Here is a 22,060-nt window from a genome sequence, read left to right on the forward strand (position 1 = left end):
GCGCGTGAAGGGATGGCTGGAAAAGCCCATGCCCCCGACGCCGGCCCTTGCGGGCCGTGGTCGGGGGTGAGGGATCAGCTGTTGGAATTATCGATCTTGATGGTCGGGTCGGCGCCGCTGATCAACGAGTTGATCGTGGTGTTCGACCAGTTCACCCCTTCGAGCTTGATGGTCACGTCTGCGTTGGCCAGGCCACCGGCGGCGTTGAGCTTGCCTTCGGTGCTGACCTGCAGGGTCGACTCGCCGTTGACCGTGGTGATCTTCAGGAAGTTGTCGATGGTGCTGGCCTTCTCGCCCTGCAGCAGGTCGCGCAGATCGAGGCGGTCGCCTTCGCTGGCCTTGAAGTCCTTGATCACGTCGTTGCCCAGGTCGCCGGCCTTCCACACGAAGGTGTCGGCGCCGGTGCCACCGGTCATGATGTCGTCACCCTTGCCGCCGTTGAGGATGTCGTTGCCGGCACCGCCAAACAGGATGTCGTTGCCTTCACCGCCGAGCAGGGTGTCGTTGCCGGTGCCGCCGAGCAGGATGTCGTTACCCTTGCCGCCATCGATGTAGTCGTTGCCACCCTGGCCGAAGATGATGTCGTCGCCGTTACCGCCGAGCAGGGTGTCGCTGCCATCGTTGCTGCGCGAGATATCGAACTCGGAATAGTTTTCGTTGATGTACTTGTGCATCGCCCGCGCATCCACATCGCCCGCGTCGACCCCCAGCTTGTTGGCGACATAGCCGCGGATCGCCTCGACACCGGTACCGGCCACACCGTCGAAGGTCATCAGGTCGCCGAAGATGATGTCGTTGCCGTCGCCGCCGTTGACCGTGTCGTTGCCCGGCTGGGTGACTTCGGTATGACCGAGGATGGCCTCGGCCAGATGGCTCGGGTCGATGTTGGTCTGGGGCTTGCCGTCGGTGTCGAATGGCTTCAGGTCGTTGCTGTTGACGCCACTGTTGAGGCCGATGGCCTCGACAGTGGACAGGCCCGAGAGCAGCTTGAAGCTGTCCAGCGAGTTGTTCTGAGTGGCACTGTTGGTGTCGTAGCCGAGACCACCGCGCGTCGACATTTCATAACCACCGACACCGTCGGCGCGAATGTCGCCGGACAGCGTGGTACGCCAGCTGCCCCAGCTGTTGGTCTGCACGGTCATCGTGCCGTTGCTGTCGATGGTGATGTAGTTGGTGTTGTCCAGGTACTTGCTGACGGTCATCCCTGGCTTGTAGTTGATCGAAGCCAGGTAGCTGTCGAAGCTGGTACCCGTGGTGCCCAGGGTTGGGTTGCCCTGCTCGTTGCCCTGATAGTAGGTCGGCTTGCCGTCGGTAATGAAGAATGTCTGGTTGTTGCCGGTGTTGCCAGCGGTCTTGAGCGACTGGAACCAGTTCGCCGTGGTCTTGAAGGCATCCTCGTAGTTGGTGCCGCCGTCCGCCTTGAGCGAATTCAGTGCATTGAGCAATTGCTGCAGGCCAGCATCGTTCAGCGTGACCGCAACACTGCTCTTGACCTGAGTGGCGAAGTCCACCAACAGGATGTTCACCGTACCCGATTGATCGCCCTTGACGCTGGCGGCCAGGGTCTTGAACACCGACTCCATGGATTTTTTCGCCGCATCCACGCCGGACGTCCCCATGCTGCCCGAGGTGTCGACGATGAAGGCGAGGTTGTAGTCCTGGCCGGGCACCACGTGCAGGCCGCTGACATCGGACACCACTACGTCGTTGCCGTCGGTGCCGGTGATGTTGTCGCTGTCCGAGGACAGGTTGCTGGTGGTGTAGGTCTGTGGGTAGACCGTGACCTTGATGGTGCCTTCGCTGGTCGCGGTGCTGCCGCCGACGCTTTCGCTGGAGGTCGAGCTGACCTTCACGTCGAACTGGCCGTGGTAGTAAGCCGGCGGCTTGATGGTCAGGCTGCCGAGGTTCCAGCCGGTGACGTCCACCGCGTCCTTGCCGACGGTGAAGGTGTGGCCGGCGTTGTCGGCAATCACCGAGCCTGCCGGAATGCCGCTGAGCTTGACGCTCAGGCTTTCCGAACCGTCGGTGTCGGTCAGGTTGGTGCTGATGCCCACCAGCTTGACCGGCGCGCCGTTCTCGCTGCCCTCGTTGAGCTTGTAGCCGTCGTAGTAGCCCTGGTTGTTGCTGCCGTGCAGGTCGCCAACGGTCACGCCGGCGTTGGCCAGATCCTTGACGCTCGGGTACATCGGGATGTTCGAGCTGTTGAGGTCGGTGACCGCGCCGTTGCCGACCTTGATGTTGACGTCCAGGCTGCCGGGGCCCGACTGGTTGGCGTTGTAGATCTCCAGGGTGTAGTAGCCGCTGGTGGTCGGAGTGAAGCTGCCGGAAATCGCGCCGCTGGCATTGCCCCAGGTTCCGCTGGCGACGTTCTTGCCGCCCACGACGATCTGCAGGCTGTCATCGGCCGTGCCGCTGAACGAGTAGGTCTTGCCGGCTTCGAGGTAGATCAGGCCGGAGGTTTTCGAGCCGCTGCCCGGCGTCACTGTGGCGACTGTGTCGACTCCGGTGACGGTCTCGCTCTTGCTGGCATTGCCGGAGTTGCTGAAGACGTTCTTCAGTGCGTCGCCGGTGATGCCGTTGCCGCCGCTGCCCAGGCCGGTGAGGCTGTTCCAGGTTTCCTTGAGCAGGCCGATCGAGTTGACGTTGTTGTTGCCGATGTTCAGGTCCGGCTTGTCGGCCACAGGCGTGATGTCGACCTTCATGGTCACTTCGCCGCCGGTGTTGGTGCCGTCGTTGGGCTTGTACTTGATCTGCGCGTAGTCGGCCTGCTTGTTGCCCACCCCGGTGCCACCGTAGCCGTCGGCGCCCGACTGGTTGGCCAGCGGCACGAACTTGAGCTTGCCGGCGGCGATGTCGGCCTGGCTGATGTTCTGGTTCAGCGAGACATCGACCCACGAGGTGCCATTGAAGAACTTCAGGCTGCCGAGGTCCGGCAGCTTGCTGATGGTCACCGACAGTCCGGTGTTGCCGTCGGCGTCGGTGACGTTGAAGTCGCCCCACTTGAACACGTAGTCGGTGTCTTCGCTGCCGGTCACGGCGCCGCCGGTCGACACCGGCATGTGGTCGTTGTCGATGATGGTGGTGGTGACGCTCGATTTGCCCGAGTCGACCTGCAGGTTCTCGAAGCCGCCGCCCGTGGCGCCGCTGATCTTGACCGTGAAGTTCTCCGAACCTTCGACCAGTTTGTCGTCGATGGTCTTGATGTCGAAGGTGGTACCGGTGCTGCCCGCCGGGATCTTCACGGTGACTACGCCGGTGAAGTCCTGGCCGTCGGTGGCGGTGCCGCTGTAGGTCAGGGTGATGGTCACCTCCGACTTCGACGGGTTGCTCAGGGTCAGGGTGTAGTGGGCGGTGTCGCCTTCGGTCACCGATGTGTCGCCGCTGATGCCGACGGTGGTCAGGTCGCCCTGGCCGCTCGGCTCGTCGGTGACGGTGGTGGTCAGGGTTTCCTTGCCGAGGGTCAGCTTCTCGAAGTTGTCACCACCGGTGACCGACTCGATCTTGTTGACGATGCTCGGTTGACCGCCAACGTACACGTCATCCTTGGCGGTGATGGTGAAGGTGCCGCTGGCGCTGCCGGCCGGGATGGTGACCTTGGTGCCGTCGGTGAGGGTGAAGGTCAGGCCATTGTGGCCGGTGACCGACAGGCCCTGGGCGTTGGTCAGGGTCACGGTATAGGTGATCTGGCCGCCTTCGGTGACGGTGGTCTTGTCTGCGGTCAGGGTGGCGACGACTTCGCTGACGGTGTCGGTGATCTGGACGCTGGCGTTGCCGCCGAGCTCCAGGTTCTCGAAGGTCTTGCCGGTGACGGTCGCGTCGGTGATGCCGACGGTGAGGGTGCTGCCGTCCTTGAAGACGTCATCGCCCTGGGCCTTGGCCTTGTACTCGACCTGGGTCTGGCCGGCCGGGATCACGACCTTGTCGCCGTTGGACAGGGTGACGGTGAGCGGCTGGTCGAGCTTCTGGCTGACCTTGACGGTGAAGCTTGGCTGTTGATCTTCGGTGACCGCGCCGTTGCCGACGATGGTGACGGAGACCTTGTCGCCCTGGTTGCCGGTACCGGTGCCCGTGCCACTGCCCGGCTCGTCGGTGACGGTGGTGGTCAGGGTTTCCTTGCCGAGGGTCAGCTTCTCGAAGTTGTCACCACCGGTGACGCTTTCGATCTTGTTGACGATCGACGGCTGACCGCCGACGAACACGTCGTCCTTGGCGGTGATGGTGAAGGTGCCGCTGGCGCTGCCGGCCGGGATGGTGACCTTGGTGCCGTCGGTGAGGGTGAAGGTCAGGCCGTTGTGGCCGGTGACCGACAGGCCCTGGGCATTGGTCAGGGTCACGGTGTAAGTGATCTGGCCGCCTTCGGTGACGGTGGTCTTGTCGGCGGTCAGGGTGGCGACGACTTCGCTGACGGTGTCGGTGATCTGGACGCTGGCGTTGCCGCCGAGCTCCAGGTTCTCGAAGGTCTTGCCGGTGACGGTCGCGTCGGTGATGCCGACGGTGAGGGTGCTGCCGTCCTTGAAGACGTCATCGCCCTGGGCCTTGGCCTTGTACTCGACCTGGGTCTGGCCGGCCGGGATCACGACCTTGTCGCCGTTGGACAGGGTGACGGTGAGCGGCTGGTCGAGCTTCTGGCTGACCTTGACGGTGAAGCTTGGCTGTTGATCTTCGGTGACCGCGCCGTTGCCGACGATGGTGACGGAGACCTTGTCGCCCTGGTTGCCGGTACCGGTGCCCGTGCCACTGCCCGGCTCGTCGGTGACGGTGGTGGTCAGGGTTTCCTTGCCGAGGGTCAGCTTCTCGAAGTTGTCACCACCGGTGACGCTTTCGATCTTGTTGACGATCGACGGCTGACCGCCGACGAACACGTCGTCCTTGGCGGTGATGGTGAAGGTGCCGCTGGCGCTGCCGGCCGGGATGGTGACCTTGGTGCCGTCGGTGAGGGTGAAGGTCAGGCCGTTGTGGCCGGTGACCGACAGGCCCTGGGCATTGGTCAGGGTCACGGTGTAAGTGATCTGGCCGCCTTCGGTGACGGTGGTCTTGTCGGCGGTCAGGGTGGCGACGACTTCGCTGACGGTGTCGGTGATCTGCACGCTGGCGTTGCCGCCGAGCTCCAGGTTCTCGAAGGTCTTGCCGGTTACGGTCGCGTCGGTGATGCCGACGGTGAGGGTGCTGCCGTCCTTGAAGACGTCATCGCCCTGGGCCTTGGCCTTGTACTCGACCTGGGTCTGGCCGGCCGGGATCACCACCTTGTCGCCGTTGGACAGGGTGACGGTGAGCGGCTGGTCGAGCTTCTGGCTGACCTTGACGGTGAAGCTTGGCTGTTGATCTTCGGTGACCGCGCCGTTGCCGACGATGGTGACGGAGACCTTGTCGCCCTGGTTGCCGGTACCGGTGCCCGTGCCACTGCCCGGCTCGTCGGTGACGGTGGTGGTCAGGGTTTCCTTGCCGAGGGTCAGCTTCTCGAAGTTGTCACCACCGGTGACGCTTTCGATCTTGTTGACGATCGACGGCTGACCGCCGACGAACACGTCGTCCTTGGCGGTGATGGTGAAGGTGCCGCTGGCGCTGCCGGCCGGGATGGTGACCTTGGTGCCGTCGGTGAGGGTGAAGGTCAGGCCGTTGTGGCCGGTGACCGACAGGCCCTGGGCATTGGTCAGGGTCACGGTGTAAGTGATCTGGCCGCCTTCGGTGACGGTGGTCTTGTCGGCGGTCAGGGTGGCGACGACTTCGCTGACGGTGTCGGTGATCTGCACGCTGGCGTTGCCGCCGAGCTCCAGGTTCTCGAAGGTCTTGCCTTCAACGGCGGCATCGGTGATGCCGACGGTGAGGGTGCTGCCGTCCTTGAAGACGTCATCGCCCTGGGCCTTGGCCTTGTACTCGACCTGGGTCTGGCCGGCCGGGATCACCACCTTGTCGCCGTTGGACAGGGTGACGGTGAGCGGCTGGTCGAGCTTCTGGCTGACCTTGACGGTGAAGCTTGGCTGTTGATCTTCGGTGACCGCGCCGTTGCCGACGATGGTGACGGAAACCTTGTCGCCCTGGTTGCCGGTACCGGTGCCCGTGCCGCTGCCCGGCTCGTCGGTGACGGTGGTGGTCAGGGTTTCCTTGCCGAGGGTCAGCTTCTCGAAGTTATCCGCACCGGTGACGCTTTCGATCTTGTTGACGATCGACGGCTGACCGCCGACGAACACGTCGTCCTTGGCGGTGATGGTGAAGGTGCCGCTGGCACTGCCGGCTGGGATGGTGACCTTGGTGCCATCGGTCAGGGTGAAGGTCAGGCCGTTGTGGCCGGTGACCGACAGGCCCTGGGCATTGGTCAGGGTCACGGTGTAGGTGATCTGGCCGCCTTCGGTGACGGTGGTCTTGTCGGCGGTCAGGGTCGCGACGACTTCGCTGACGGTGTCGGTGATCTGCACGCTGGCGTTGCCGCCGAGCTCCAGGTTTTCGAAGGTTTTGCCGTCAACGGCGGCATCAGTGATACCGACAGTCAGGGTATCGCCATCCTTGAAGACGTCATCGCCCTGGGCTTTGGCCTTGTACTCGGTTTCGGTCTGGCCGGCAGGAATAACGACCTTGTCGCCGTTGCTCAACGTCACGGTGAGGTCATGGTCCAGCTTCTGGCTGACTTTGACGGTGAAGGCTGGCTGCTGGTCTTCGGTGACGCCACCTTTGCCGACGATGGTGACGGTGACTTTGTCACCTTCGTTGTCGGTGCCTGGAGTACCGGTACCCGGTTCGTCAGTCACGGTGGTGGTGATGGTGTTATCACCCAGGGTCAACTTCTCGAAGTTGTCCGCACCGGTGACGCCCTCGATCTTGTTCACGATCGAAGGCTGACCGCCGACGAACACATCGTCTGGCGCCGTGATGGTGAAGGTCCCGCTGGCGCTGCCAGCTGGGATGGTGACCTTGGTGCCGTCGGTGAGGGTGAAGGTCAGGCCGTTGTGGCCGGTGACCGACAGGCCCTGGGCGTTGGTCAGGGTCACGGTATAGGTGATCTGGCCGCCTTCCGAAACCGTGGTCTTGTCGGCGCTCAGGGTCGCAACGACTTCGCTGATGGTGTCGGTGATCTGAACCGAAGCGTCACCGCCCAGTTCGAGGTTTTCGAAGGTTTTGCCATCAACGGCGGCATCAGTGATGCCGACGGTGAGGGTGTCGCCATCCTTGAAGACGTCATCGCCCTGGGCCTTGGCCTTGTACTCGGTCTCGGTCTGGCCGGCTGGAATAATGACCTTGTCGCCGTTCGAGAGGGTGACGGTGAGGTCATGATCGAGCTTCTGGCTGACCTTGACGGTGAACGCTGGCTGCTGGTCTTCGGTAACACCACCTTTGCCGACGATGGTGACGGTGACTTTGTCGCCTTCGTTGTCGGTGCCTGGAGTGCCGGTACCCGGTTCGTCCGTCACGGTGGTGGTGATGGTGTTATCACCCAGGGTCAACTTCTCGAAGTTGTCGTCACCAACCACCGATTCGATCTTGTTGACGATCGAAGGCTGGCCACCGACGAATACATCGTCCGGCGCGGTGATGGTGAAGGTGCCGCTAGCGCTGCCAGCTGGAATGGTGACCTTGGTGCCGTCGGTGAGGGTGAAGGTCAGGCCGTTGTGGCCGGTGACCGCCAGGCCCTGGGCGTTGGTCAGGGTCACGGTGTAAGTGATCTGGCCGCCTTCCGAAACCGTGGTCTTGTCGGCGCTCAGGGTCGCAACGACTTCGCTGATGGTATCGGTGATCTGCACCGAAGCGTCGCCGCCCAGTTCGAGGTTTTCGAAGGTTTTGCCATCAACGGCGGCATCAGTGATGCCGACGGTGAGGGTGTCGCCGTCCTTGAAGACGTCGTCGCCCTGGGCTTTTGCCTTGTACTCGGTTTCGGTCTGGCCGGCAGGAATAACGACTTTGTCGCCGTTGCTCAACGTCACGGTGAGGTCATGGTCCAGCTTCTGGCTGACCTTGACGGTGAAGGCCGGCTGCTGGTCTTCGGTGACGCCACCTTTGCCGACGATGGTGACGGTGACTTTGTCGCCTTCGTTGTCGGTGCCTGGAGTACCGGTGCCCGGCTCGTCCGTCACGGTGGTGGTGATGGTGTTATCACCCAGAGTCAGCTTCTCGAAGTTGTCGTCGCCGACCACCGACTCGATCTTGTTGACGATGCTCGGCTGACCGCCAACGAACACGTCGTCCTTGGCGGTGATGGTGAAGGTCCCGCTGGCGCTGCCGGCCGGGATGGTGACCTTGGTGCCGTCGGTGAGGGTGAAGGTCAGGCCGTTGTGGCCGGTGACCGACAGGCCCTGGGCGTTGGTCAGGGTCACGGTATAGGTGATCTGGCCGCCTTCCGAAACCGTGGTCTTGTCGGCGCTCAGGGTCGCAACGACTTCGCTGATGGTGTCGGTGATCTGAACCGAAGCATCGCTGCCCAGTTCGAGGTTTTCGAAGGTTTTGCCGTCAACGGCGGCATCGGTAATGCCGACAGTCAGGGTGTCGCCGTCCTTGAAGACGTCGTCGCCCTGGGCTTTTGCCTTGTACTCGGTCTCGGTCTGACCGGCCGGAATAACGACCTTGTCACCGTTCGAGAGGGTGACGGTCAGATCGTGATCGAGCTTCTGGCTGACTTTGACAGTGAAGGCCGGCTGCTGGTCTTCGGTAACGCCACCTTTGCCGATGATGGTGACGGTGACTTTGTCGCCTTCGTTGTCGGTGCCTGGAGTGCCGGTACCTGGCTCGTCGGTCACGGTGGTGGTGATGGTGTCATCACCCAGGGTCAACTTCTCGAAGTTGTCCGCACCCGTGACACCCTCGATCTTGTTGACGATCGAAGGCTGGCCACCGACGAACACGTCATCCGGCGCCGTGATGGTGAAGGTCCCGCTAGCGCTGCCGGCTGGAATGGTGACCTTGGTGCCGTCGGTGAGGGTGAAGGTCAGGCCGTTGTGGCCGGTGACCGCCAGGCCCTGGGCGTTGGTCAGGGTCACGGTGTAAGTGATCTGGCCGCCTTCCGAAACCGTGGTCTTGTCGGCGCTCAGAGTGGCGACGACTTCACTGATGGTGTCGGTGATCTGAACCGAAGCGTCACCGCCCAGTTCGAGGTTTTCGAAGGTTTTGCCGTCAACGGCAGCATCGGTAATGCCGACGGTCAGAGTGTCGCCGTCCTTGAAGACGTCGTCGCCCTGGGCTTTTGCCTTGTACTCGGTCTCGGTCTGACCGGCCGGAATAACGACCTTGTCACCGTTCGAGAGGGTGACGGTCAGATCGTGATCGAGCTTCTGGCTGACTTTGACGGTGAAGGCTGGCTGCTGGTCTTCAGTGACGCCACCTTTGCCGACGATGGTGACGGTGACCTTGTCGCCTTCGTTGTCAGTACCCGGAGTGCCGGTACCTGGCTCGTCGGTAACCTCGGTCTTCACTTCGTCTTTGCCGAGGGTCAGCTTCTCGAAGTTGTCGTCACCAACCACCGATTCGATCTTGTTGACGATCGAAGGCTGGCCGCCAACGAACACATCGTCCGGCGCAGTGATGGTGAAGGTCCCACTGGCGCTACCAGCTGGGATGGTGACCTTGGTGCCATCGGTCAGGGTGAAGGTCAGGCCATTGTGGCCGGTGACCGCCAGGCCCTGGGCATTGGTCAGGGTCACGGTGTAGGTGATCTGGCCACCTTCGGTGACGGTGGTCTTGTCCGCAGACAAGGTGGCGACAACTTCGCTGATGGTGTCGGTGATCTGAACCGAAGCATCACCGCCCAGCTCGAGGTTTTCGAAGGTTTTGCCGTCAACGGCGGCATCGGTGATGCCGACGGTCAGGGTGTCGCCGTCCTTGAAGACGTCGTCGCCCTGGGCTTTGGCCTTGTACTCGGTTTCGGTCTGGCCGGCTGGAATAACGACCTTGTCGCCGTTCGAGAGGGTGACGGTGAGGTCATGGTCCAGCTTCTGGCTGACTTTGACGGTGAACGCTGGCTGCTGGTCTTCGGTGACACCGCCTTTGCCCACGATGGTGACGGTGACTTTGTCGCCTTCGTTGTCGGTGCCCGGAGTGCCGGTACCCGGCTCGTCAGTCACAGTCGTGGTGATGGTGTTATCACCGAGGGTCAGCTTCTCGAAGTTGTCGTCGCCGACCACCGACTCGATCTTGTTGACGATGCTCGGCTGACCGCCGACGAACACATCGTCCGGCGCGGTAATGGTGAAGGTCCCGCTAGCGCTGCCAGCTGGAATGGTGACCTTGGTGCCATCGGTGAGGGTGAAGGTCAGGCCGTTGTGGCCGGTGACCGCCAGGCCCTGGGCGTTGGTCAGGGTCACGGTGTAGGTGATCTGGCCACCTTCCGAAACCGTGGTCTTGTCGGCGCTCAGAGTGGCGACGACTTCACTGATGGTGTCGGTAATCTGAACCGAAGCGTCACCGCCCAGTTCGAGGTTTTCGAAGGTTTTGCCATCAACGGCAGCATCGGTGATGCCGACGGTCAGGGTGTCGCCGTCCTTGAAGACGTCGTCGCCCTGGGCCTTGGCCTTATACTCGGTTTCGGTCTGGCCGGCAGGAATAACGACCTTGTCGCCGTTGCTCAACGTCACGGTGAGGTCATGGTCCAGCTTCTGGCTGACTTTGACGGTGAAGGCTGGCTGCTGGTCTTCAGTGACGCCACCTTTGCCGACGATGGTGACGGTGACCTTGTCGCCTTCGTTGTCAGTACCCGGAGTGCCGGTACCTGGCTCGTCGGTAACCTCGGTCTTCACTTCGTCTTTGCCGAGGGTCAGCTTCTCGAAGTTGTCGTCACCAACCACCGATTCGATCTTGTTGACGATCGAAGGCTGGCCGCCAACGAACACATCGTCTGGAGCGGTGATGGTGAAGGTGCCACTGGCGCTGCCAGCTGGGATGGTGACCTTGGTGCCGTCGGTGAGGGTGAAGGTCAGGCCATTGTGGCCGTTGACCGCCAGACCCTGGGCGTTGGTCAGGGTCACGGTGTAGGTGATCTGGCCGCCTTCGGTGACGGTGGTCTTGTCAGCAGACAAAGTGGCGACGACTTCGCTGATGGTGTCAGTGATCTGGACGCTGGCATCGCCACCGAACTCCAGATTCTCGAAGGTTTTGCCATCAACGGCGGCATCGGTAATGCCGACAGTCAGGGTATCGCCATCCTTGAAGACGTCGTCGCCTTGGGCTTTGGCCTTGTACTCGGTTTCGGTCTGACCAGCCGGGATCACGACCTTGTCGCCGTTCGAGAGGGTGACGGTCAGATCGTGATCGAGCTTCTGGCTGACTTTGACGGTGAAGGCCGGCTGCTGGTCTTCGGTGACGCCACCTTTGCCGACGATGGTGACGGTGACCTTGTCGCCTTCGTTGTCAGTGCCTGGAGTACCAGTACCTGGCTCGTCGGTAACCTCGGTTTTCACTTCGTCTTTGCCGAGGGTCAGCTTCTCGAAGTTGTCGTCACCAACCACCGATTCGATCTTGTTCACGATCGAAGGCTGACCGCCAACGAACACATCGTCTGGAGCGGTGATGGTGAAGGTGCCACTGGCGCTGCCAGCTGGGATGGTGACCTTGGTGCCGTCGGTGAGGGTGAAGGTCAGGCCATTGTGGCCGGTGACCGCCAGGCCCTGGGCATTGGTCAGGGTCACGGTGTAGGTGATCTGGCCGCCTTCGGTGACGGTGGTCTTGTCAGCAGACAAGGTGGCGACGACTTCGCTGATGGTGTCAGTGATCTGGACGCTGGCATCGCCACCGAACTCCAGATTCTCGAAGGTTTTGCCATCAACGGCGGCATCGGTAATGCCGACAGTCAGGGTGTCGCCGTCCTTGAAGACGTCGTCGCCCTGGGCTTTGGCCTTGTACTCGGTTTCGGTCTGACCGGCCGGAATAACGACCTTGTCACCGTTCGAGAGGGTGACGGTCAGGTCGTGGTCCAGCTTCTGGCTGACTTTGACAGTGAACGCTGGCTGCTGGTCTTCGGTGACACCGCCTTTGCCAACGATGGTGACAGTGACTTTGTCGCCTTCGTTGTCAGTGCCCGGAGTACCAGTACCTGGCTCGTCGGTAACCTCGGTTTTCACTTCGTCTTTGCCGAGGGTCAACTTCTCGAAGTTGTCGTCGCCGACCACCGATTCGATCTTGTTCACGATGCTCGGCTGACCGCCGACAAATACGTCATCTGGCGCCGTGATGGTGAAGGTGCCACTGGCGCTGCCGGCCGGGATGGTGACCTTGGTGCCATCGGTGAGGGTGAAGGTCAGGCCGTTGTGGCCGTTGACTGCCAGGCCCTGGGCATTGGTCAGGGTCACGGTGTAGGTGATCTGGCCGCCTTCGGTGACGGTGGTCTTGTCCGCAGACAAGGTGGCCACGACTTCACTGATGGTATCGGTGATCTGAACCGAAGCGTCACCGCCCAGTTCGAGGTTTTCGAAGGCTTTGCCGTCAACGGCAGCATCGGTGATGCCGACAGTCAGGGTGTCGCCGTCCTTGAAGACGTCGTCGCCCTGGGCCTTGGCCTTGTACTCGGTTTCGGTCTGGCCAGCCGGGATCACGACCTTGTCGCCGTTGCTCAACGTCACGGTGAGGTCGTGGTCCAGCTTCTGGCTGACTTTGACGGTGAACGCTGGCTGCTGGTCTTCGGTGACACCGCCTTTGCCCACGATAGTGACGGTGACTTTGTCGCCTTCGTTGTCAGTGCCCGGAGTGCCGGTACCTGGCTCGTCGGTAACCTCGGTTTTCACTTCGTCTTTGCCGAGGGTCAGCTTCTCGAAGTTGTCGTCACCAACCACCGATTCGATCTTGTTCACGATCGAAGGCTGGCCGCCGACGAACACATCGTCCGGCGCGGTGATGGTGAAGGTGCCGCTGGCACTGCCGGCTGGGATGGTGACCTTGGTGCCATCGGTCAGAGTGAAGGTCAGGCCGTTGTGGCCGTTGACCGCCAGGCCTTGGGCGTTGGTCAGGGTCACGGTGTAGGTGATCTGGCCGCCTTCCGAAACCGTGGTCTTGTCTGCGGTCAGGGTCGCGACCACTTCGCTGATGGTGTCGGTGATCTGAACCGAAGCATCGCCGCCCAGTTCGAGGTTTTCGAAGGCTTTGCCATCAACGGCAGCATCGGTGATACCGACGGTCAGGGTATCGCCGTCCTTGAACACGTCGTCGCCCTGGGCCTTGGCCTTGTATTCGGTTTCGGTCTGACCGGCTGGGATCACGACCTTGTCACCGTTGCTCAACGTCACGGTGAGGTCATGGTCCAGCTTCTGGCTGACCTTGACGGTGAAGGCCGGCTGCTGGTCTTCGGTGACGCCACCTTTGCCAACGATGGTGACGGTGACCTTGTCGCCTTCGTTGTCGGTACCTGGAGTACCGGTACCCGGCTCGTCCGTCACGGTGGTGGTGATGGTGTTATCACCCAAAGTCAGCTTCTCGAAGTTGTCGTCGCCGACCACCGACTCGATCTTGTTGACGATGCTCGGCTGACCGCCGACGAATACGTCATCTGGCGCCGTGATGGTGAAGGTCCCGCTAGCGCTGCCAGCTGGAATGGTGACCTTGGTGCCGTCGGTGAGGGTAAAGGTCAGGCCGTTGTGGCCGGTGACCGCCAGGCCCTGGGCATTGGTCAGGGTCACGGTGTAGGTGATCTGGCCGCCTTCGGTGACGATGGTCTTGTCGGCAGACAAGGTGGCCACGACTTCACTGATGGTGTCGGTGATCTGAACCGAAGCGTCGCCGCCCAGTTCGAGGTTTTCGAAGGCTTTGCCATCAACGGCAGCATCGGTGATACCGACAGTCAGGGTGTCGCCGTCCTTGAAGACGTCGTCGCCCTGGGCTTTGGCCTTGTACTCGGTTTCGGTCTGGCCGGCAGGAATAACGACCTTGTCACCGTTGCTCAACGTTACGGTCAGGTCGTGGTCCAGCTTCTGGCTGACTTTGACGGTGAACGCTGGCTGCTGGTCTTCGGTGACACCGCCTTTGCCCACGATAGTGACGGTGACTTTGTCGCCTTCATTGTCGGTGCCCGGAGTACCGGTACCCGGCTCGTCAGTCACAGTGGTGGTGATGGTGTTATCACCCAGGGTCAGCTTCTCGAAGTTGTCGTCGCCGACCACCGATTCGATCTTGTTGACGATCGAAGGCTGACCGCCAACGAATACATCGTCCGGCGCTGTGATGGTGAAGGTGCCACTGGCGCTGCCGGCCGGGATGGTGACCTTGGTGCCATCGGAGAGGGTGAAGGTCAGGCCATTGTGGCCGGTGACCGACAGGCCCTGGGCGTTGGTCAGGGTCACGGTGTAGGTGATCTGGCCGCCTTCGGTGACGGTGGTCTTGTCCGCAGACAAGGTGGCGACAACTTCGCTGATGGTGTCGGTGATCTGAACCGAAGCGTCACCGCCCAGTTCGAGGTTTTCGAAGGTTTTGCCATCAACGGCGGCATCAGTGATGCCGACGGTGAGGGTGTCGCCGTCCTTGAAGACGTCGTCGCCTTGGGCCTTGGCCTTGTACTCGGTTTCGGTCTGGCCGGCAGGAATAACGACCTTATCGCCGTTGCTCAAAGTCACGGTCAGGTCGTGGTCCAGCTTCTGGCTGACTTTGACGGTGAAGGCTGGCTGCTGGTCTTCGGTGACACCGCCTTTGCCCACGATAGTGACGGTGACTTTGTCGCCTTCGTTGTCGGTGCCTGGAGTGCCGGTACCCGGCTCGTCCGTCACGGTGGTGGTGATGGTGTTATCACCCAGGGTCAACTTCTCGAAGTTGTCGTCACCAACCACCGATTCGATCTTGTTGACGATCGAAGGCTGACCGCCGACGAACACGTCATCCGGTGCGGTAATGGTGAAGGTGCCACTGGCGCTGCCGGCCGGAATGGTGACCTTGGTGCCATCGGTGAGGGTGAAGGTCAGGCCATTGTGGCCGTTGACCGCCAGGCCCTGGGCGTTGGTCAGGGTCACGGTGTAGGTGATCTGGCCACCTTCCGAAACCGTGGTCTTGTCGGCAGACAAGGTGGCCACGACTTCACTGACGGTATCGCTGATCTGCACGGTGGCATCGCCACCGAGTTCCAGCTTCTCGAAGGTCTTGCCGGCAACGCTGGCGTCGGTCACGCCGAGGGTGACGGAGCCCGCGTCCTTGAAGACGTCATCGCCCTGTGCGGGCAGGCTGTAGGTAGCCTCGGTCTGGCCCGCGGCGATGACCACGGTGGCGCCGTTGGACAAGGTCACGGTCAGGTCATGATCGAGCTTCTGGCTGACCGAAACGGTAAAGGTCGGCTGTTCGGCCTCGGTCACGTTGCCATTGCTGGCGATGCTCACGGTCACTGTGTCGATGCTGTCGCTGATCACGGTCTGCGTCGGCGTCGTGTCGGGCTCCAGCTTTTCGAAGTTGCCGCCGGTGGCGCCGGTGATGCTGGTAGAGACCGTGCTGCCATTGACGAATACATCGTTGGCCGGGGTCTGGAAGTCGACGCTGCCGGTCGACTCGCCCGCCTTCACGGTGATGGTCTGGCCATTGGACAGGGTGACGGTGACCTCGGTCTGGGCCGGGTTGGTCAGGGTCACGGTATAGGTGATCACGCCGCCCTCGGTCACGCTTGGGGTAGCGGTGAGGGTCGCTGTGGTCGTATCGACCGAGTCGGTGATGGTGGTCTGGGCCGGTGTCGGGCTCGCTACCAGGTTCTCGAAGTTGCCGCCCGTTGCCCCCGTGATCGTGGTGCTTACGTTGCTGCCGTTGTTATAGACATCGTTTGGCGGAGTCTGGAAATCGACACTGCCAGAAGACCTGCCCGCCTCGATGGTGACGGTCTGTCCGTTGGACAGGGTAACGGTCACTGGAGTCTGGGCTGGGTTGGTCAGGGTCACGGTGTAGGTGATCACGCCGCCTTCGGTCACGCTCGGCGTGGCGGTCAGGGTGGCGGTGGTGGTGTCGACGGTATCGGTGATCTGGGTCACCGCCGGCGTGGTGTCCGGGGTGATGATCAGTCCGTTGCCACCGCTGGTGCCGGTGATGGTCGCGGAGATCTGGCCGCCATCGATATAAGGCGTGTCGTTGGCCGGAATGTTGACGTTGACGGTGCCGGTGGTCTGGCCGGCCGGGATCACGATGACTGCGCCGTTGGACAGGGTCACGGTCAGGTTGGTCAGCGGAGGCTGGCCGACGGTGGCGGTATAGACGACGACGCCACCCGCCTCGGTGATCGAGGGGGTGGCGCTCAGGGTCAGGCCTGTGGTGAGCGGTACATTGGTGGTGGTGATGGTGTTGTTCGCATCCAGCCCGCCCACTTCCTCGCTACCTTGCCCCGTGGCGAAGCCTATGGGGCCGGTGGGGAAGCCGATGCTCGGGTCGACCACCCCGGCGGTCTCCTGCAGCATCACGAAGCTGTGTCCGCCGCCGACGGAGCCGCCGCCTGCCGCCGAAGGGCCGGCCGCGGTGGCTTCCAGCTCAGTGGTCGGGTCGGCGCCGGCGGCGATGGCCTGTTGCAGCTCTTCGACCGAGGGCGCTGCCTGTGCGGTGGCCTGGCTCAGGTCGGTGCTGCTGTCGGGGGTGTCGGCGCTCCATTGGGTTTCGCGTCCCAGGTCGAGCAGGCGGCCGTCGGCCAGCTCCAGGGTGACCGCGCCGCCCATGCCGGTGTCGACCTGCTCGCCGGCAAACAGGCGGTCGCCTTCGATCAGTAGGCGCCGGATGCCTTCTGGGGAAACTGCGATGACTTGGCCAACAATGCTTTTGACGATGGCAACAACAGTGCTCATTGGACTCTCCGGACTACCCGTTCAGTTGGCTTCCATGCCTGGCCGGCATTCGAAGGCGGCGACTGATGGAATGTTTCAATAATGTTTTGACGCGCTTTTGCGTCAATTTTACGTCTATAACTATTGGCGATTAACTTTATGCCAAACTATTGACCTTCTGGCTGCCATCCTAAACAATCGCCAACCTAATGTCACATTGATATTTGGCGACCTACAGCCCTTTCTTTCGTATTAATCGCACTGCCTATTCGGAAGCTTCCTACTCAAGGATCAGGGTTTGCCATTTTCCAGGGCAGGCACAGCTTCGGCTGTGATTTGGGACAACAGCTCTCTCGGGAACCAGTAAAAATGCGTGCGTCACTGTTCACCGCTCTTCCTTTCGCTCTCGCCGCCTCGTTCGTTCAAGCACAAACCTTGCCCGAAGCCATGCAGAAGGCGCTTGAGGTGCATCCAGAAATCCAGGCCGGCGTGAACGCCCGCGTGGCTGCCGACCATCAGCTGCGCGCCGCCCAGGGCGGCTATTTGCCGCGGGTGGATGTGACCGCCGGTTATGGTCGCGAGGGCACCGACAGCCCAAGCACGCGCAACCGCTGGGAGACGCTGAACCGTGGCGAGTCGGCCATTCGCCTGCGGCAGATGGTTTTTGACGGTTTCGCCACCTCCAGCGAAGTAGGACGTCAACAAGCTACCGTCAATGCCCGCGCCTATTCCCTGCTGGGGACCTCCGAGCGCACCGCGCTGACCGTCGCCCAGGTCTACCTGGACGTGCTGGCCCGCCGCGAGATGGTGCGCCTGGCCGAAGACAACCTGCGCAACCACGACCGGATCCTCGACCAGATCAAGCTGCGTACTAGTCGTGGCGTGGGTCGCATGGCTGACCTTGACCAGGCCGAGGCGCGCCAGGCCCAGGCCCGCAACAACCTGCTCACCGAGCAGACCAACCTGGCGGACGCCAACACCAACTACCTGAGCGTCGTCGGACAAATGCCCGACCAGTTAAGCACGCCAGCGCCGTTTGTCGACCTGCTGCCGGCCTCGCTCGACGAGGCGCGCCATCAGCTGGTCGAGGACAGCCCGATCCTGCGCTCGGCCGAATCGGACATCGCTGCCGCTGAAAAGCAATACGAGGCTGCGAAGTCTACGTTCTATCCGCGTTTCGATGCCGAACTCGGACGAACGGCAGACAACAACCTCGATGGCGCCGTCGGCCACAACAACGAATGGCAAGCCATGCTGCGCATGAACTTCAACCTGTACGCCGGTGGCAGCAACAAGGCGGACCTGGAATCGAAGTCGTACCTGGCCAACCAGGCGCTGGATATTCGCAACAACGCCTTGCGCCAGCTCAATGAGGAGTTAGGCTTGGCATGGAACGCTATGGAGAACGCCAACGCCCAGGTGCCGATCGCCCAGCAGTACGTCGACCACAGCAACCGCGTGCGCAGTGCCTACCAGCAGCAGTTCGGCCTGGGCGAGCGAACCCTGCTCGACCTGCTCGACAGCGAGAATGAAACCTTCACCGCCCAGCGTCGTCTGGTAGAGGTGAAGAACACACAAATGTTTACTCAGTACCGAATCAAGGCGACCATTGGCCAGCTGCTCAAGAGCCAGGGTGTCGTAGCCCCGATGGCATCCGTTGTGCAGAATGACCTGAAACCCAAGGTGAACCTGCCAGGCATGAACTGAACAGGCGCGCCTTGACCTAACCCGCAAGGATGAAGAGAGCGCCGCGTGGAATCCGAAGTCAGTCGAGTCCAACTCAGCCACGATCCACGCAGTCAGCATGACGACCCGCTGCTGGACAGTCTGCTGACCCTGTGTGTCCTGCATCAGAAACCCGCCAGCCGGGCCATGCTGACCACCGGGTTGCCTTTGCCCTCGCAACGCCTGACCGCCGAGTTGCTGCCCCGTGCCGCCGCCCGGGCGGGGCTGCAGGGCCGCCTCCTGCAACGCAAGCTCGAGCAGATCCCCAGCATCGCCATGCCGGCGATGCTGCTGCTCAAGGAAGGCCGCTGCGCCGTCCTGCTCGGCTGGGAGAACGAAGACACCGCCCGTCTGCTGCTCAGCGAGAGCGATGGCGGCGAAGTGCACGTTACCCGTGAGGCGCTGCTTGGGGACTACAGCGGCAAGGTGTTCTTCGCCCAGCCGCAGCACAAGTTCGACGTCAACCACGGCAACCTGATCCCGCGCGCGCGCTCATGGTTCCGCGACACGCTGCTGCGCAGCAAATGGCTGTACATCGATGCCATCGCCGCCAGTCTGGTGATCAACCTGATCGCCCTGGCCGCGCCGCTGTTCGTGATGAACGTGTACGACCGCGTGGTGCCCAACCAGGCCACCTCGACCCTGTGGGTGCTGGCGATCGGCATCGCCGGCGCCTATGTCTTCGACCTGATCCTCAAGGGGCTGCGCAGCCTCTGCCTTGACCTGGCCGGCAAGAAGACCGACCTGATCATCTCGGCGACGCTGTTCGAGCGCATCGTCGGCATGGCCATGAAGTACCGGCCAGCGCGGGTCGGCAGCTTTGCCCAGAACATCCATGAGTTCCAGGGCCTGCGCGATTTCCTCGCCTCGCTGACCCTGACCAGTCTGATCGACCTGCCGTTCACCCTGCTGATCCTGATGGTGATCGCCATCATCGGCGGGCACCTGGTGTGGATTCCGATCCTGGCCTTCCCCTTGGCCCTGGGTATCGGCTATGCCCTGCAGAAGCCGCTGATGGCGACCATGGAGCGCACCATGGCGCTGGCGTCCGAGCGCCAGTCGAGCCTGATCGAGACTCTCGCCGGGCTGGACGCGGTCAAGGTCAACAACGCCGAAAGCGAGCGCCAGTACATGTGGGAGCAGACTCTCGGCACGCTCAGCCGCCTGGAGCTGCGGGTCAAGGTGCTGTCGGGCCTGGCGATGAACATCACCGCGCTGATCCAGCAACTGGCCGGCGTGGCGATGATCTGCGTGGGCGTCTACCTGATCATCGACGGCAACCTCAGCATGGGCGGCCTGGTGGCCTGCTACATGCTCAGCGGCCGTGCCCTCGGCCCGCTGGGCCAGCTCAACGGCTTGCTGGCCCGCTACCAGCAGGCCAAGGTGACCATGGTCGCCACCAACCAGATGATGGAGCTGCCACAGGAGCGCAACTTCGAGGAGCGTCCGCTGAGCCGCCAGGTGCTGCAGGGCGCCATCGAGTTCCGCGGCGTCGAGTTCACCTACCCGAACCAGCAGAACAAGGCACTCAAGGGCATCAATCTGAATATCCGCCCGGGCGAAAAGGTCGGCATCATCGGCCGCAGCGGTTCGGGCAAGAGCTCGCTGGCCAAGCTGATCGTTGGCCTGTACGAGCCCGACAACGGTTCGCTGCTGGTCGACGGCGTGGACATCCGCCAGATCGACGTCAGCGAGCTGCGCCACAACATCGGCTACGTGCCACAGGACATCCAGCTGCTGGCCGGCACCCTGCGCGACAACCTGGTCAGTGGTGCCCGCTACATCGAGGACGAGCTCATCCTGCAGGCGGCCGAGCTGGCCGGCGTGCATGAGTTCGCCCGCCTGCACCCCGACGGCTACGAGCTGCAGGTCGGCGAGCGCGGGCAGAACCTGTCCGGTGGCCAGCGGCAGAACGTCGCCCTGGGCCGCGCACTGCTGCTCAACCCGCAGATCCTGCTGCTCGACGAACCCACCAGTGCCATGGACAACACCGGCGAAGAGCGCCTGAAGCAGCGCCTGGCGGCGGTGATCGAAAGCAAGACCGTCTTGCTGGTCACCCACCGTGCCTCGCTGTTGTCGCTGGTGGACCGGTTGATCGTCATCGATCGTGGACAGATCGTCGCGGATGGCCCGAAAGCCGCCGTCATGGATGCGCTGAAGAAGGGGCAGATCAGTGTTGCATAAGCTGGATATCGGGCGTTTCAAAGACAACCTGCGCCGCTACTTCAAGGGCTCTGAATCGCTTTCCGGACAGCCTCTTCCCGAGGTCAACAAGGCGCTGATCGAAGACGCGCCGCGCGTGGTGCGCCTGACCATCTGGGGCGTGATCGCGTTCTTCCTGTTCCTGATCGTCTGGGCCAGTGTCGCGCCCATCGACGAGGTGACGCGCGGGGAGGGCAAGGCCATCCCGTCGTCCAAGGTACAGAAGATCCAGAACCTCGAAGGCGGCATCGTCGCGGAGATCTTCGCCAAGGAAGGGGAGATCGTCGAGGTCGGGCAACCGCTGCTGCGCCTGGATGAAACCCGCTTTGCCTCCAACGTCGGCGAGACCGAGGCTTCGCGCCTGGCCATGGCCTTGCGCGTGCAGCGCTTGACGGCCGAGGTCGAGGACAAGCCGCTGCAGATCGACGAAGAGCTGCGCAAGGCCGCGCCGAGCCAGGCCGCCAACGAACAATCGCTGTACCAGAGCCGGCGCCAGCAGTTGCAGGACGAGATCGGCGGCCTGCAGCAGCAACTGGTGCAGAAGCAGCAGGAGCTGCGTGAGTTCAATTCCAAGCGCGCCCAGTACGCCAACAGCCTGCAGTTGTTGCGTCAGGAAATCGCCATGTCCGAGCCGCTGGTGGCCCAAGGCGCGATCTCCCAGGTCGAAGTGCTGCGCCTGCGTCGCGCCGAGGTCGAAAACCGCGGCCAGATGGACTCCACCGCGCTGGCCATCCCGCGTGCCGAGGCGGCGATCAAGGAGGTCGAAAGCAAGATCGAAGAGACCCGTGGCAAGTTCCGCAGCGATGCCCTTACCCAGCTCAACGAGGCCCGTACCGAGTTGAACAAGGCCACCGCCACCAGCAAGGCGCTGGATGACCGCGTGCACCGCACCATGGTCACCTCGCCGGTGCGCGGCATCGTCAAGCAGCTGCTGGTCAACACCATCGGCGGGGTGATCCAGCCGGGCAGCGACATCATCGAGATCGTGCCGCTGGACGACACCCTGGTGGTCGAGGCGAAGATCCTGCCCAAGGACATCGCCTTCCTGCACCCGGGCCAGGAGGCCACGGTCAAATTCACCGCCTACGACTACACCATCTACGGCGGGATGAAGGCCAAGCTCGAGCAGATCGGCGCCGACACCATCACCGATGAAGACAAGAAGACCACCTACTACCTGATCAAGCTGCGTACCGAGAAGAGCCATCTGGGCACGGACGAGAAACCGCTGCTGATCATCCCGGGGATGGTGGCCACGGTGGATATCATGACGGGTAAGAAGACCATCATGAGCTACCTGCTCAAGCCGATCATCAAGGCCCGTTCGGAAGCCTTGCGCGAGCGTTGATCGTGTCTGCGCGATCCCTGTAGGAGCGGCCTTGTGTCGCGAAAGGGCCGCGAAGCGGCCCCAGGGCTTCAGCGTTGATGCAAAGATCGCCGGGGCCGCTTCGCGGCCC

The 22,060-nt window shown here is 62.4% G+C and carries 4 protein-coding genes; 3 read left to right on the forward strand and 1 reads right to left on the reverse strand.

What is annotated here, in order from left to right; translation table 11 throughout:
- Window positions 1-74 precede the first annotated feature (74 nt).
- The gene (locus ACYUME_RS01270; protein WP_460417851.1) at window positions 75-16,697 is read right to left on the reverse strand and encodes an immunoglobulin-like domain-containing protein; all 16,623 of its coding nucleotides are present in this window, start codon (window positions 16,695-16,697) and stop codon (window positions 75-77) included.
- 348 nt (window positions 16,698-17,045) lie between these two features.
- Here ACYUME_RS01270 and ACYUME_RS01275 point away from each other — a divergent pair, with 348 nt between their 5' ends.
- From ACYUME_RS01275 to ACYUME_RS01285, 3 genes are read left to right on the forward strand one after another with little or no spacing between them, the layout of a single operon-like run.
- Entirely contained in the window at window positions 17,046-18,383 is a 1,338-nt protein-coding gene (locus tag ACYUME_RS01275) for a TolC family outer membrane protein (RefSeq protein ID WP_460417853.1), read from the forward strand.
- A gap of 45 nt (window positions 18,384-18,428) precedes the next feature.
- A complete protein-coding gene (locus ACYUME_RS01280; protein ID WP_460417855.1) occupies window positions 18,429-20,585 on the forward strand; it encodes a type I secretion system permease/ATPase in 2,157 nt (718 codons plus the stop codon).
- Window positions 20,575-21,951 (forward strand): HlyD family type I secretion periplasmic adaptor subunit, encoded by a 1,377-nt coding sequence (locus ACYUME_RS01285; RefSeq protein WP_279882736.1) that lies wholly within the window; start codon window positions 20,575-20,577, stop codon window positions 21,949-21,951. Before ACYUME_RS01280 ends, ACYUME_RS01285 begins: the two co-directional genes overlap by 11 nt.
- Window positions 21,952-22,060: the final 109 nt, after the last annotated feature.

It is taken from the genome of Pseudomonas sp. microsymbiont 2 (assembly GCF_054788395.1).